Origin of the sequence: Pantoea sp. Ep11b (genome assembly GCF_040783975.1) — a bacterium.
Classification (GTDB): Bacteria; Pseudomonadota; Gammaproteobacteria; order Enterobacterales; family Enterobacteriaceae; genus Pantoea.
The window spans coordinates 1,732,195-1,746,492 of the sequence record NZ_CP160631.1; the positions used below are offsets into that span (position 1 = coordinate 1,732,195).

At 55.7% G+C, this 14,298-nt stretch carries 12 protein-coding genes; 7 read left to right on the top strand and 5 right to left on the bottom strand.

The window, feature by feature from the left end; translation table 11 throughout:
- Window positions 1–7 precede the first annotated feature (7 nt).
- Window positions 8–1,117 carry a YcbX family protein gene (locus AB1748_RS08085; RefSeq protein ID WP_367396221.1) on the bottom strand — a complete coding sequence of 370 codons (1,110 nt, stop codon included), beginning with the start codon at window positions 1,115–1,117 and terminating at the stop codon, window positions 8–10.
- Window positions 1,118–1,228: 111 nt separating this feature from the next.
- On the opposite strand from AB1748_RS08085, the gene rlmKL reads away from it, so the two are divergent.
- From rlmKL to rmf, 6 genes are all read left to right on the top strand, one after another.
- The gene (rlmKL, locus tag AB1748_RS08090; RefSeq protein WP_367396222.1) at window positions 1,229–3,343 is read left to right on the top strand and encodes a bifunctional 23S rRNA (guanine(2069)-N(7))-methyltransferase RlmK/23S rRNA (guanine(2445)-N(2))-methyltransferase RlmL; all 2,115 of its coding nucleotides are present in this window, start codon (window positions 1,229–1,231) and stop codon (window positions 3,341–3,343) included.
- A 6-nt stretch (window positions 3,344–3,349) separates the two neighbouring features.
- The gene (locus AB1748_RS08095; RefSeq protein WP_111142042.1) at window positions 3,350–5,266 is read left to right on the top strand and encodes an ABC transporter ATP-binding protein; all 1,917 of its coding nucleotides are present in this window, start codon (window positions 3,350–3,352) and stop codon (window positions 5,264–5,266) included.
- A 14-nt stretch (window positions 5,267–5,280) separates the two neighbouring features.
- Complete coding sequence (gene pqiA / locus AB1748_RS08100; RefSeq protein ID WP_111142043.1) at window positions 5,281–6,549, top strand: membrane integrity-associated transporter subunit PqiA; 1,269 nt, start codon at window positions 5,281–5,283, stop codon at window positions 6,547–6,549.
- Entirely contained in the window at window positions 6,536–8,179 is a 1,644-nt protein-coding gene (gene pqiB / locus AB1748_RS08105) for an intermembrane transport protein PqiB (RefSeq protein WP_111142044.1), read from the top strand. The genes pqiA and pqiB overlap by 14 nt, the downstream gene beginning before the upstream one ends.
- A complete protein-coding gene (gene pqiC / locus AB1748_RS08110; protein WP_111142045.1) occupies window positions 8,176–8,745 on the top strand; it encodes a membrane integrity-associated transporter subunit PqiC in 570 nt (189 codons plus the stop codon). Before pqiB ends, pqiC begins: the two co-directional genes overlap by 4 nt.
- A gap of 280 nt (window positions 8,746–9,025) precedes the next feature.
- On the top strand, window positions 9,026–9,193 hold the full coding sequence (rmf, locus tag AB1748_RS08115; RefSeq protein ID WP_008925875.1) for a ribosome modulation factor: 168 nt from the start codon (window positions 9,026–9,028) through the stop codon (window positions 9,191–9,193).
- Between the two features lie 66 nt (window positions 9,194–9,259).
- On the opposite strand, the gene fabA is transcribed toward rmf, so the two are convergent.
- A complete protein-coding gene (fabA, locus tag AB1748_RS08120) occupies window positions 9,260–9,778 on the bottom strand; it encodes a bifunctional 3-hydroxydecanoyl-ACP dehydratase/trans-2-decenoyl-ACP isomerase (RefSeq protein WP_009091047.1) in 519 nt (172 codons plus the stop codon).
- Window positions 9,779–9,846: 68 nt separating this feature from the next.
- Window positions 9,847–11,715 (bottom strand): AAA family ATPase, encoded by a 1,869-nt coding sequence (locus tag AB1748_RS08125; RefSeq protein WP_367396223.1) that lies wholly within the window; start codon window positions 11,713–11,715, stop codon window positions 9,847–9,849.
- A 53-nt stretch (window positions 11,716–11,768) separates the two neighbouring features.
- Between AB1748_RS08125 and matP the strand changes: the two genes are divergently transcribed.
- Complete coding sequence (gene matP / locus AB1748_RS08130; RefSeq protein WP_146240878.1) at window positions 11,769–12,236, top strand: macrodomain Ter protein MatP; 468 nt, start codon at window positions 11,769–11,771, stop codon at window positions 12,234–12,236.
- 91 nt (window positions 12,237–12,327) lie between these two features.
- Here the strand turns inward: matP and ompA are convergent, their stop codons facing one another.
- Entirely contained in the window at window positions 12,328–13,398 is a 1,071-nt protein-coding gene (gene ompA / locus AB1748_RS08135; protein WP_111141680.1) for a porin OmpA, read from the bottom strand.
- A gap of 350 nt (window positions 13,399–13,748) precedes the next feature.
- Window positions 13,749–14,240, bottom strand: coding sequence for an SOS-induced cell division inhibitor SulA (gene sulA / locus AB1748_RS08140; RefSeq protein ID WP_111141678.1), 492 nt, complete (start codon window positions 14,238–14,240; stop codon window positions 13,749–13,751).
- Window positions 14,241–14,298 lie beyond the last annotated feature (58 nt).

Below are 14,298 nucleotides of genomic sequence, written 5' to 3' on the forward strand. Positions count from 1 at the left end.
GTTTGATTTATCGCAGTTCGATGTCGCCCGCCGGGATACAGCTGCAGCTCAGCAGCGTGCCGTCCTGACGCACCACGCCCTGCTTCAGTGCTTTTACCTCACCGGCAACCAGATTCAGCCTGCAACTGCCGCAGAGTCCCGCCCGACAGGAGTAGGGGATGCGGAAACCCTGCATCTCCAGCTGATCCAGCAGCACCTGCTGATTATCGCCGGTAAACGTCTGACCCTTGTAAGTGATGGTCACGGCGTGGGGCGCCTGACGTTCGGGATGTAACTTTTCCACCACTACGCCTGCGCCATACGCGCGCGCTGTATGACGCTTCAGGATCTGCAGCTCATCACCGGCCCGCACCACCCCGCTGTTACGCGCGATCAGGTTCAGACCAAAATCGATATCCCCGCTCTCATCCTGCGCCGTGCGGAACGTCTGCAGCGTCGCCAGCGGATGACCATCGTGATGTTTGCGCCCGCTCTCAGGACTCACCGTCGTCAGCACGCAGCGGCTGCAGGGTTTCGTCACCTCAAAGATCACGTCGCCAATCTGAATCTCCGCCCAGCTGTCTTCGTCCCAGGCGGCCGCGCCGCTGACGACCAGATTCGGGCGGAACTGTTCAACGCGCACGCCGGCAGGGCAGCGCTGCTGCAGATCGTGCAGTGAGGCGCTGTTGACCAGCAAAAACGGGAAGCCATCGGCGAAGCTGAGCGGAATATGATCCCAGGCTTTTACCCGGCGGGTGGGCTGTGGGCCGATCCAGCGCAGCTCGACCGCGCGCGGAAAGAACTGACTCAGCCACTGATTAATCGCCGCAGGGGCGATGCGCGCGGTAAAACGGTTGCCCCAGACTTCGGTGGGGTGCGCCTCATCGGCGAAATCGCTGAAGCGGATCAGGGCGTGACTGCCATCGGGAGCGGTCAGCGACAGGCCATCCGGTAACAGCGCAGGCGTAAAGCGCACCATCTCCGGATACTGTCGCGCGGTAATAAAGGTGCCGTCGGTTTCCGTCACCATAAACAGTCGATCAAAGGCCAGCCCGCTGTCAGAGACCTGCGCATGCGACAGCGCCAGTCCCCGCATCGACTTTACCGGATGAATAAATAAGCGGGAAAGCGTGATCATGGTGTTCTCCTTGAAACCCGACGCGCAACACAAAAGAAGCTAACTTTATGACATAGGTCTCCGATTCGCTATAATGCGCGACAATTTTCTCAAGAGTTAAAAAGTGACGATATGAATTCTCTGTTTGCCAGCACGGCGCGTGGGCTCGAAGAGCTGTTAAAAAGTGAGCTGGACGCGCTGGGCGCGCAGGATTTGCAAGTGGTGCAGGGAGGCGTTCACTACGAAGCCGACGATCGCGTCATGTACCAGAGCCTGATGTGGAGCCGTTTAGCATCACGCATCCTGTTGCCGCTGGGGGAGTTCGGCGTCTACAGCGACCTGGATCTCTATCTGGGTGTGCAGAGCGTGGACTGGCCGGCCCTGTTCAGCAACGACAAAACCTTTGTCGTGCATTTCAGCGGCACCAACGAATCCATCCGTAACAGCCAGTTCGGTGCGCTGAAAGTGAAAGATGCCATCGTGGACAGCTTTACCCGGCAGAATCTGGAGCGCCCCGATGTCGATCGCGAGCAGGCCGATATCCGTATCAACGTCTGGCTGAACGGCGACCGCGCCAGCCTTGCGCTGGATCTCAGCGGCAGTTCACTGCATCAGCGTGGTTATCGTCAGCAGACCGGCCAGGCGCCGCTGAAAGAGAATCTGGCGGCGGCGATCGTCCTGCGTTCCGGCTGGGAGCCTTCCACACCGCTGATCGACCCGATGTGCGGTTCGGGTACGCTGCTGATTGAAGCTGCGCTGATCGCCAGCGATCGCGCACCGGGCCTGCTGCGCACACACTGGGGCTTTACCGCCTGGAATCGCTTCGATGCGGCGTTGTGGCAGGCGGTCAAAACCGAGGCGCAGAGCCGTGCGCGGGCTGGCACCGCCGCCACCCAGGCGCGCTTCTTCGGCTATGATAACAATGGCCGGGTACTGGAGTGGGCACAGGCGAACGCCCGCCGGGCTGGTGTCTTTGAGCTGTTTACGTTTGCCCGGCAGGATCTGCTGAAACTGACCAATCCGGTCGATGCGGTCGTTCACGGCACGGTGCTGAGCAACCCGCCTTACGGTGAACGTCTGGAGAGCGAGCCCGCGCTGATTGCCCTGCACAGCCAGCTCGGACGTCTGATGAAGCAGCACTTCGGCGGCTGGAATCTCTCGCTGTTCAGCGCCTCGCCAGAACTGCTGAGCTGCCTGCAGCTGCGTGCCGATCGCCAGTTTAAAGCGAAGAACGGCCCGCTGGATTGCGTACAGAAAAACTATCAGCTGGCGGTTAACAGCAGCGAAAATGCCGGACAGATTGCGGAAGATTACGCTAACCGTCTGCGTAAAAACGTTAAGAAGCTGGAGAAGTGGGCGCGTCAGGAAGGCATTGAGTGCTACCGTATTTACGATGCCGATCTGCCAGACTACAACGTTGCGGTCGATCGCTATGCAGACTGGGTGGTGATCCAGGAGTACGCGCCACCGAAAACCATCGACCCCAACAAAGCCCGTCAGCGTCTGTTCGACGTGATCAGCGCGACGCTGAGCGTGCTGCAGCTGCCTGCCGATCGTCTGATTATGAAAACGCGTGAACGTCAGAAAGGCAAAGCGCAGTATCAGAAGCTCAATGAGAAAGGTGACTACTTCGAAGTCAAAGAGTTTAATGCGCGCTTCTGGGTGAATCTGACCGACTATCTTGACACCGGTCTGTTCCTTGATCACCGCATCGCCCGTAAAATGCTCGGTCAGATGAGCCAGGGCAAAGATTTCCTCAACCTGTTTGCCTATACCGGCTCTGCCAGCGTACACGCCGGTCTGGGGGGCGCACGTTCGACGACGACTGTTGATATGTCGCGCACCTATCTGGAGTGGGCGGAGCGCAACCTGCGCCTCAACGGCCTGACCGGGCGTCAGCACCGTCTGATGCAGGCAGACTGTCTGAGCTGGCTGAACGAGAGTGACGAGAACTTTGACCTGATCTTTATTGATCCACCAACTTTCTCCAACTCAAAACGTATGGAAGAGAGCTTCGACGTTCAGCGCGATCATATGATGCTGATGCGTAACCTGAAGCGCCTGCTGCGTCGCGGCGGCACCATCATGTTCTCCAACAACAAACGCGGTTTTAAAATGGACATGGATGGCCTGAAAGCACTGGGCCTGCAGGCGCAGGATATTACCCAGAAAACACAGTCGCAGGACTTCGCACGTAACCGTCAGATTCACAACTGCTGGCTCATCACTCATGCCGGTAAGGAATAAGATTACATGTCATTAATCAGTATCCACGGTGCCTATCTCTCTTTCAGCGATGCACCGCTGTTAGATAATACCGAACTGCATATCGAAGAGAACGAGCGCGTCTGTCTGGTGGGCCGCAACGGTGCGGGCAAATCCACGCTGATGAAAATCATCAATGGCGAACAGCCGCTGGATGATGGTCGCATTATCTATGAAACCGATCTGGTGGTGGCGCGTCTGCAGCAGGATCCGCCGCGCAATATTACCGGTTCCGTCTATGACTTCGTGGCCGAGGGCGTGGAAGAGCAGGCCGAGCATCTGAAAGCCTATCACGCCATCTCCCATGTGGTGATGGAGGATCCCAGCGATAAGAACCTCAATGAGATGGCGCGCCTGCAGAGCATCCTTGACCATCAGAACCTGTGGCAGCTGGAGAGTCGCATCAATGATGTGCTGGAGCAGATTGGCCTGAAGCCTGATACCGAGCTCTCCTCGCTCTCGGGTGGCTGGCTGCGTAAAGCGGCGCTGGGCCGGGCGCTGGTGAGCAACCCGCGCGTCCTGATGCTTGATGAACCGACCAACCACCTGGATATCGAAACCATCGACTGGCTGGAGACGTTCCTTAAGAACTTCAGCGGCAGCATCGTCTTTATTTCGCATGACCGTTCATTCATTCGCAATATGGCAACGCGCATCGTCGATCTCGACCGAGGCAAGCTGGTCTCCTGGCCAGGGAATTACGATCTCTACCTGGAAGGTAAAGAGGAAGCGCTGCGCGTTGAAGAGATGCAGAATGCGGAGTTTGACCGCAAACTGGCGCAGGAAGAGGTCTGGATCCGTCAGGGCATCAAAGCGCGTCGTACCCGTAATGAGGGCCGTGTGCGTGCGCTGAAAGCGCTGCGTCGCGAGCACTCAGAACGCCGCGAAGTGATGGGCAAAGCCAACATGCAGGTGGGTGAAGCCTCCCGCTCCGGTAAGATCGTCTTTGAGCTGGAAAATGTCGGCTACGCGGTGGACGGCAAAACGCTGGTAAAAGATTTCTCTGCGCAGGTGCTGCGTGGCGACAAGATTGCGCTGATCGGTCCCAACGGCTGCGGTAAAACCACGCTGCTGCGGCTGATGCTGCAGCAGCTGAAAGCCGATCATGGACGTGTGCACTCCGGCACCAGGCTGGAAGTGGCTTACTTCGACCAGCATCGCGCCGAGCTGGACCCGGATCGCACCGTGATGGATAACCTGGCAGAAGGCAAGCAGGAGGTGATGGTCAACGGTAAACCGCGGCATGTGCTGGGCTATCTGCAGGACTTCCTGTTCCATCCCAAGCGTGCCATGACGCCGGTGCGTGCCCTTTCAGGCGGTGAACGTAACCGCCTGCTGCTGGCGCGCCTGTTCCTGCGTCCCAGCAACCTGATGATTCTGGATGAACCGACCAACGACCTCGACGTTGAAACGCTGGAGCTGCTGGAAGAGCTGATCGCCGGCTATCAGGGCACCGTATTACTGGTCAGCCACGACCGTCAGTTTGTCGACAACACGGTCACTGAGTGCTGGATTTTTGAAGGCAACGGTGAGATTGGTACCTTCGTCGGCGGCTATCACGATGCCCAGCAGCAGCGCGCGGCCTACCGACAGCACCGCGCTGCGGCACCGGCAAAAGCCGCCACGCCTTCCGCTAAGCCTGCTGCGGAAAAAAACGATGTTAAGCGTAGCGTGAATAAACTCAGCTACAATCTGACGCGTGAGCTGGAGCAGTTGCCGCAAAAACTGGAGCAGCTGGAAGCCCGCATCGGTGAGTTGCAGACGAAGATGAGTCATCCGGACTTCTTCAGTCAGGCACACGACCAGACACAACCGGTGCTGGATGAGCTGGCTCAGACCGAGCAGGAGCTGGAAACCGCTTTTGCGCGCTGGGAAGAGCTTGAATCGCTGAAAAATGGCGCGTAAGGCGGGGTGATCGGATGTGTTCAGCAGTGAAAAGTAACGCGTGGATGCTCTGTCCACAATGCGATTTAATGATTAAGCTGCCGGATATTCCCGTCGGCAGCCGAGCCTCATGCCCGCGCTGCCACACCACGCTGACGGCCAACTGGCACGAACCGCGTAAACGGCCAACGGGGTATGCGCTGGCAGCCCTCTTTATGCTGCTGCTGGCCAATCTGTTTCCTTTCGTCTCCATGAAAGTGGCCGGGCTGACCAGCCAGATTACGCTGGCTCAGATCCCGAAAGTGATGGTATCTGAGGATTACAGCAGCCTGGCGACGTTGTTCCTGCTGTTTGTACAGGCGGTCCCGGCCTTCTGCATGATCACCATTCTGCTGCTGGTCAATTCGATCCCTTTGCCTGTCTCACTCAGAGTCGGCCTGGCCCGCATTCTGTTCTGGCTCCGAAACTGGGGCATGGCAGAAATCTTTATGGCTGGCGTACTGGTCAGTTTCGTTAAGCTGATGGCCTATGGCGAGATCGGCCTTGAGACCAGTTTCTGGCCCTGGGTGTTGTTCTGTCTGCTACAGCTGCGCGCTTTCCAGTGCGTTGACCGCCGCGAATTGTGGGACAGGATTTTACCCCAGCCCGCTTTGCCCCATCTGCCTGAAGCGGGCATCAGCGGATTAGAGCAGGGGCTGCGATCCTGTCCCTGTTGTATGGCTATCCTGCCCGCAGCGGATCATACCTGCCCGCGCTGCGGTGTCACCGCCCAGGCGCGCCGGAAGCACAGCCTGCAGTGGACGCTGGCGCTGCTGATGACTTCAGTGCTGATCTACATTCCGGCCAACCTGATGCCGATCATGGTGACGGAAACACTCGGCACTGCCTATCCTTCCAATATCATGGCGGGCGTCATTCTGCTGTGGGGGGAGGGTTCCTATCCGGTGGCGCTGGTTATCTTTATCGCCAGCATTATGGTGCCTTCACTGAAAATGGTGGCGATTGGCTGGCTCTGCTGGGATGCCAGCGGACGCGGCCAGCGCGACAGCCACAGGATGCACAAAATCTATGAGGTGGTGGAGTTTGTTGGCCGCTGGTCAATGATCGACGTGTTTGTGATTGCTGTGCTCTCTGCGCTGGTGCGCATGGGGCAGTTAATGAATGTTTATCCCGCGTGGGGAGCGGTACTGTTTGCGATGGTGGTGATTATTACCATGATTGCGGCCATGACCTTTGACCCGCGATTAACCTGGGATCGTGTACGCGAAAATAACAGGAAGGAGTCGCGCCTTGACGGAAACTAATCACGGCCATGCAAAGGTGGAGCAGATCAAGCGCTGGTCGCCGGTCTGGATTGTCCCCATCGTTACCCTATTGATTGGCGGATGGATCCTCTTCTATCACTTCAGCCATCAGGGCCCGGAAGTCACCTTAATCACCGAAAACGCTGAGGGCATCGTGGCGGGTAAAACCACGATCAAAAGCCGTAGCGTCGATGTCGGTGTGGTGGAGAGCGCGGTGTTAAGCGACGATCTTCACCATGTGGAAATTAAAGCGCGCCTGAATGCGGGCATGGAAAAGCTGCTGCACAGCGACAGTGTTTTCTGGGTGGTCAAACCGCAGGTCGGGCGTGAAGGCATCAGTGGTCTTGGCACCCTGTTGTCAGGTGCCTATATCGAATTACAGCCGGGCACCAAAGATCAGGCTCCGGAGCAGTTCAAGCTGCTGGATGCGCCGCCGTTAGCGCCACCGGATGCCAAAGGGATCCGTATCGTGCTGGACAGTAAGAAAGCTGGTCAGCTTAATCCGGGCGATCCGGTGCTGTTCCGCGGCTATCGCGTCGGCACGGTCGAAACCAGCGTTTTCGACACTGAGAAACGCATGATGACCTATCAGCTGTTTGTGGCAGCGCCTTACGATCGTCTGATCACCACCAACGTGCGCTTCTGGAAGGACAGCGGCATTGCCGTAGATATGTCCGCTTCGGGCATGCGGGTGGAAATGGGGTCGCTGACCACGCTGTTCAGTGGTGGTGTCAGTTTTGATGTGCCAGACGGCTGGGAGCTGGGTGAGCCGGCGAAGAATAAGTCGGACTACCATCTGTTTGACGATCAGCGCAGCATCCAGGATTCGCTCTATACCAACCATGTCGACTACGTGATGTTCTTCTCTGACTCCATCCGTGGCCTGCAGGCGGGCGCGCCGGTTGAGTTCCGTGGCATTCGTCTGGGGACGGTCGCAGAGGCGCCGCTGAGAAAAGCGGGGCTGGATCAGGCGCTCAACAACGACTATCGCGTGCCGGTGCTGATCCGTATCGAGCCGGATCGTTTTATCAACCGACTGGGTGAGAATTTCGATCTGGAACAGCATCTGCAGGATGGTAAGAAACGCGGCCTGCGTGCCACGCTGAAAACCGGCAACCTGCTCTCGGGCGCGCTCTATGTTGACCTCGACTTCTATGACAATGCGCCAGCCTACAAAGGACCGCAGAAAGTCTCGGGCTATGAGGTGATCCCAACGGTCAGCGGTGGCCTGAGCCAGATTCAGCAGAAACTGATGGCGGCGCTGGATAAGATCAACAGCCTGCCGCTGAACGGCATGGTCAATGAAGCCACGGGCACGCTGAAAGAGAGCCAGAAGACGATGCGTGATCTGCAGCGCACCATCGACAACATCAATAAAGTGACCGGCAGTCCGGCGATGAAAACGCTGCCTGAGGATCTGCAGCAGACGCTGCGTGAACTGAATCGCAGTATGAAAGGTCTGCAACCCGGTTCACCGGCTTACACTAAGCTGGTCGGCGATATGCAGCGACTGGATCAGGTACTGCGTGAGCTGCAGCCGGTGTTGAGAACGCTTAACACCAAGAGCAACGCGCTGGTATTCGAGGCGAAACCGGGACAGGATCCCCAGCCGAAGAGGGCGAAACAGTGAAGAAAGGATTGATACTTTCTGCCGCGCTGGTGTTGAGCGCGTGCAGCAGCAGCGTTAAAGACACCTGGTATCAGCTGCCCTCCGGGGCAGCCTCCATGCAGGTCAGCAGCAGTCAGCTGACCGAAGCACAGCCGATGCTGTGGGTGCAGCAGGTGACGGTGCCGGACTATCTGGCGGGCAACGGTCTGGTTTATCAGACCAGCGATGTCAAATATGTCATCGCCGCCAACAATCTCTGGGCCAGCCCGCTCGACCAGCAGCTGCAGCAGACGCTGATCACCAACCTCAGTAAGGCGCTGCCGGGTCGGCTGGTGGCCGGGTCACCGTTAGGCGCGCAGCACGACACGCTGAACGTGACCGTGACCGGTTTCCAGGGTCGCTACGATGGCAAAGCGATCGTCAGCGGCGAATGGACGCTGGAACATCAGGGCAAACTGACCAAACAGGCCTTTAACGTGGTACTGCCGCAGACCGAAGATGGCTATGACGCGATGGTCAGAACGCTGTCCGTCGGCTGGCAGCAGACGGCACAGAAAATCGCCAACAGTGTGGTTGCGTTAAATTAAGATTAATGTGAATAAATAAGCTAAGCCCCTGAGCAAAGGTCGCGATTTACCGACCAGGCCCAGGGGCTTTTTTATTAGCTGAATCAGAAGGATAGTGTTGTATTACGCATCACAATTCGGCATTAATTTTACCGATTAAGGTCACATTTATGACATGTGTATGAAGATTGGGCATTGATCTTTGCGGGCGCAGGGGGTAGAACATTAAAGGTGGTTGAACATTAATTCACCACTTTTCTTTCCACCAGATTCCACAGACCTTACATGAGGGACACGGAGTATGAAGAGACAGAAACGAGACCGCCTCGAACGCGCCCATTCACGTGGTTATCAGGCAGGCATTACTGGACGCTCAAAAGAGATGTGTCCGTATCAGTTGATTGACGCTAAGTCTCACTGGTTGGGAGGTTGGCGACAGGCCATGGAGGACAGGTCGGTCGCTGCATAACCGGCTGTCACTGAAAAGGGAAATAACCTCCGCCATGCGCGGAGGTTTTTGTTTCCGGGGAAACGTTTAGAAAGCGGCCGTATCTTTAAACAGACCGACTTTAAGATCGCTGGCGGTGTAGATCAGGTTGCCGTCAACCAGCACTTCACCATCTGCCACGCCCATCACCAGTTTACGGTTGATAACGCGTTTGAAATGAATGCGATAGGTCACTTTCTTCGCGTCAGGCAGAACCTGACCGGTGAATTTCACTTCGCCCACGCCCAGCGCACGGCCTTTGCCTTCGCCGCCCAGCCAGCCGAGATAGAAACCGACCAGTTGCCACATCGCATCCAGGCCCAGGCAGCCTGGCATCACCGGGTCGCCGATAAAGTGGCAGCCGAAGAACCAGAGATCAGGATTGATATCCAGCTCCGCTTCAACAAAGCCTTTGTCATATTTGCCGCCGTCTTCGGTCATTTTGACCACGCGGTCCATCATCAGCATGTTGCCAGATGGAAGCGGCGGACCATTTTCGCCAAACAGTTCACCACGACCTGACAGGATCAGATCTTCTTTGGTATAGGATTCGCGTTTATCTACCATGTTTTCAATAAGCCTTGTTTTAATGAATCACGAATATTAGCGAACAGTTGTACGCTGAGCAAATCGGATTAACGGTGGTTGAACCAGTTAAGCCAGCGCAGCGCCCAGGGACGTGGCGGAACATCCGGCTGATTGAACTGGCTGATGCGCTCCTGGATGGTATTCAGCAGGCAATCGCCCAGGCCATCTTCGGTGCTCCAGATTTTACCGGTCAGCAGCGGCAGCGCCTCATCGGCGCGATCGATCGCCCAGATATGGAAACGGCCCTGTTCCACTGCACTCACCACCGCCTGGTTCAGGCTGAGATGGCGCACATTGCAGGCGGGAATAATCACACCCTGCTGACCCGTCAGCTCCCGCTGGTGGCAGATATCGAAGAAGCCTTCGATCTTCTCGTTCAGTCCACCGACCGGCTGGACATTGCCGAACTGATCGACCGATCCTGTGACGGCAATCTGCTGATTAATTGGCTGGTTAGCCAGCGCGCTGATCAGGGCACAGAGTTCGGCCAGTGACGCACTGTCGCCATCCACCTCGGAATAGGACTGCTCGAAAACCATCGAAGCCGAGAAGGGGAGTTGCTGATCGAGTTCCAGCTCGGCAATCAGGTAAGCCTGCATAATCATCATGCCTTTGGCGTGAATATTGCCGCCCAGCTCCGCTTTTCGCTCAATATCCATAAACTCACCATCGCCGGGATGCACCACGCAGGTAATCCGCGAAGGATCGCCCCAGGCTCGGGGATGGCCAGGATATTCGACAACCGACAGACCATTAATCTGACCGACGACTTCGCCTTCAGTTTCAATCAGGATCTGGCGCAGCAGGATTTCGTCACGCATCCGCTCGTTGAGGTAGTTCTCGCGCCACAGGCGCGCTTCCAGCGCATCACGCAGCGCTTCCCCATTCAGAGCATCACCCATCAGCGCTGACTCACGCATCTGCCGCTGCAGCCAGCGGGGACAGAGTGGCAGCGTTTCCTGGTCGCCGCTGTAGCGGACACCCTCTTTGATCAGCTCTGGCCAGAAGTCCTCTTCGGGCTGGGGCAGACCCGCCTGCTGCGCCAGATCGCTATTCCAGCGACACCAGGCCAGCATGTCATCCTCATCAAGAATCTGAATGTTCTCTTCAAATTCAGTATAGATGGCCATCTCGTGCGCTTCAGGGTCGAGTTCCTGAAACGCGGCCAGCGTCTCACGCTCGCCGCACAGGACCAGATTCAGTTTGAGTGGCAAAGGCGGAATCGATACAGGCAGCGGCCGGCGTTCATCCTGAGAGGTCCACTCCACATAGCCCTGCTCAATACACCTTTTCAGGCGTAACCAGAGAATCGGCTGCGCGATCAGACTGTGCAGTGACAGCAGCAGTGTGCCGCCGTTCGCCTGATGAATCAGCCCGGGCTCCAGCTGGATCCGGTCTTTATACTGGCGTACGCAGCCAAACAGCTGCTCCATCTCAACCCACTCGGCAAAGTGAATGCCACCCTGGCTGGTGAAAGGACGCTGAGGATCGGAAGGGGGCTGAAGCGTGACGTTGTCAGCCATGATATGGTAATCGCCGCCCCATAGCGTAGTGCTGTCGGACATGACCCGCTGTGCAGCCTGAGCAATCAGTGCCAGATAATCGCGATTCTCCTGGCTACGCACCAGCAGTAAGGGAAATCCCTGCGTCTGGTGATGCAGATGCGCCAGCGCATTCAGCAACCTGGGCTGCACCGTTGCCAGAGCATCAGTTTCTTCATCAGCAATTCGGGAGAAAACGGATTGGTATTGCGCGCTATCCGGCTGTAAGGTCTGCCACGTAAGTTGAGTGCTGGTCAAAATAATCGCATTTGTCAGTTTGAAGAAAAGCGAGATTATACAGGATTCACCTTTGTTAAGCACTGCAGACTTCCCGTCGAAGATGTGATGACGACAGCATGTTTTTCGTTGCTGCATCCAGGAAAAAAGCTGTTATTCTTAGCTCGTTACGTGATCACGATGAGATTCCGATGAAATACCAGCAACTCGAAAATCTTGAAAGTGGATGGAAGTGGAAATACCTGGTGAAGAAACATCGGGAAGGTGAACTGATCACGCGTCACCTTGAATTAAGCGCGGCGCAGGCAGCGGTCGATAAACTGCTGGCGATGGAGAACAATCCGGTGACGGTAAACGACTGGATTGCGGAGCATATTCATGCCGATCTTGATAACCGACTCAAGCAGACCATTCGTGCGCGGCGCAAACGTCATTTTAATGCTGAACACCAGCATACCCGTAAAAAGTCGATCGACCTGGAGTATCTGGTCTGGCAGCGACTGGCGGGTCTGGCACAACGGCGCGGCTGCACCCTTTCAGAAACTATCGTTCAGCTCATTGAAGATGCCGAACGTAAAGAGAAATATGCGACGCAGATGTCGAGTCTGAAGCAGGATTTGCAGGCCATTCTGGGCAAGTCGGAAACAGAAAACGACTGACCGGGCAGGGCATCAGCCTGAGGCGCTGAATAACATAGATAACAGCCATAAAAAAACCCCGCCGTAGCGGGGTTTTTTATTACGTTTTAACTTAAGCCTGTGGCTGAGTTACAACGTCTTTGATGCCTTTAACATCGATTTCTACGCGACGGTCCGGAGACAGGCAGTCGATCAGGGCGTTACGGCCTTTCACGCTGTCACAGGTGTTGCCGGTAACTGGGTTAGATTTACCCATGCCACGTGCAGAGATCTTGTTAGAAGGGATACCTTTAGAAACCAGGTAATCTACGACTGACTGAGCACGTTTCTCAGACAGTTTCTGGTTGTACTGCTCTGAACCGATGCGGTCAGTGAAGCCCAGTACGACAACGGAACCATCTTTAGGATCCATTGAGCTCAGCTGGCTGTACAGCTGATCCAGAGCCTGCTGGCCTTCTGGCTTCAGGGTAGATTTGTTGAAGGTGAACAGAACGTCAGACTTCAGAGTGAAACGCTTGGTTTCAACAACTGGAGCTGGCGCTGGAGCTGGAGCCGGAGCCGGAGCAGCGACGTCATCCTGACCGAAGCGGTATGAAACGCCTACGCTCAGCATGCCGTTGTCTGGACGTGCACCAACAGTCTGCGCATCACCGATGTTGTTAACCCACTGGTAGTCCAGACGGGTAGCCCAGTTTTTGGTCAGTGCATATTCAACACCCACTGCTGCCAGCGGAGAAACGCCGGTGTCGTGGTCGCTGATGCGGCCAGTAGTTGGGTTAGTCTGCGTTGAATCTGCACGCCATACCATGCCGCCCAGACGGGTATAAACGTCCAGATCGTCATAAATTGGGTAGCTCAGTTTAGCAGCCAGCTGGATGCCCTGTGCTTTGAACGCGCCGTTGGTCACAGTACCTTTGTTAGGCATGCGGCCCAGCCAGTCATAGCCCATCTCGAAGCCCAGGTATGGGTTTGCCTGATAACCAACGAACGCACCTGCGCCCAGCTGGCTTTCATGAGTTGGACCGTTGTTGTTTTCGTAACCGTGACCGTAGTAGCCAGTGTCGTGATACTGAGACCAGCCCAGTTTAGCACCGGTGTACCAGGTGTCATCTTTAGGGGCGGCCTGCGCTACGGTAGCGAAGCCAGCCAGTGCCACTGCAATTGCGATAGCTGTCTTTTTCATTTTGCGCCTCGTTATCATCCAAATAGGCAATGAGCAAAAAGGTTGCTCTTGGTTTAAATCCTTCGCCGGGTCAAAACGCTCGCTTATGACTCTACCGCAAAAAACGGAGGTTATTGAGCACCCTGGCGAGATAAAGTCTACAACGAGATTGGAAACTTACAAGTATGATGTGAGACGCGACTGTAAAAAAACAGCGGTTTATACACAATTTCTAACAATTAGCCTGGCAGTATTGTCGCGGCAAAAAGCCCTGAAAACATGCTAAACCATTGTCAATACTCGAACTAACAGAATCAGTGGTTTAGCGACGACAGATAAGAAAAATAGCTTGGGAAACTTCTGATTTTTACTTAATGAAACAAATCCGACTGAATTTTTATGGCAGTTTGCGGTCTGAGTGGCGCTTCAGGCGTTCCACTTGCACGCAAAATCAACCCCATCGCCTCACCTTCAGCCGCTGCATTTTCGAGTTGACGCCGCTCATCTTCATCAAGCTCGTAAGGAATCCAGGCCAGAACGACACTGTAATTTCCGGTACGCAGTGCCTTGACCATCGCTTCCACAGCATTCAGACGTTCAGAATCAGCAATATGCATGCTTTTATCCAGAGGCAACCCCGACGCCTGCAGCCAGTTGCGATTCAGCTTGTGTGCCGGTGTTAACCATAGCTGCCAGCGCGATTGCTGACTCAGTTGCTGTAACAGAGGCAACAGTAACATCTGCATCATTCCGGGCTGCTCGCTGTAACGTAGCTCAGTAATCCCCCCTGGCTGCGAAGCCGGCAGAGATGAGGACGCATAATGATGAGCATAGCGTGCATTATCAGGATGTTGTGTTCGCATAAGTTAATCACCAGCAGTGGACTGTATGAATATACAGTACTGTCATCCTGAATAAAGA

What these genes read in the sequence shown, in the direction of transcription:
- AB1748_RS08085 (WP_367396221.1), bottom strand. Translation starts at nt 1,117, where the DNA reads ATGATCACGCTTTCCCGCTTATTTATTCATCCGGTAAAGTCGATGCGG.
- rlmKL (WP_367396222.1), top strand. Translation starts at nt 1,229, where the DNA reads ATGAATTCTCTGTTTGCCAGCACGGCGCGTGGGCTCGAAGAGCTGTTA.
- AB1748_RS08095 (WP_111142042.1), top strand. Translation starts at nt 3,350, where the DNA reads ATGTCATTAATCAGTATCCACGGTGCCTATCTCTCTTTCAGCGATGCA.
- pqiA (WP_111142043.1), top strand. Translation starts at nt 5,281, where the DNA reads ATGTGTTCAGCAGTGAAAAGTAACGCGTGGATGCTCTGTCCACAATGC.
- rmf (WP_008925875.1), top strand. Translation starts at nt 9,026, where the DNA reads ATGAAGAGACAGAAACGAGACCGCCTCGAACGCGCCCATTCACGTGGT.
- fabA (WP_009091047.1), bottom strand. Translation starts at nt 9,778, where the DNA reads ATGGTAGATAAACGCGAATCCTATACCAAAGAAGATCTGATCCTGTCA.
- AB1748_RS08125 (WP_367396223.1), bottom strand. Translation starts at nt 11,715, where the DNA reads ATGCAGCAACGAAAAACATGCTGTCGTCATCACATCTTCGACGGGAAG.
- matP (WP_146240878.1), top strand. Translation starts at nt 11,769, where the DNA reads ATGAAATACCAGCAACTCGAAAATCTTGAAAGTGGATGGAAGTGGAAA.
- ompA (WP_111141680.1), bottom strand. Translation starts at nt 13,398, where the DNA reads ATGAAAAAGACAGCTATCGCAATTGCAGTGGCACTGGCTGGCTTCGCT.
- sulA (WP_111141678.1), bottom strand. Translation starts at nt 14,240, where the DNA reads ATGCGAACACAACATCCTGATAATGCACGCTATGCTCATCATTATGCG.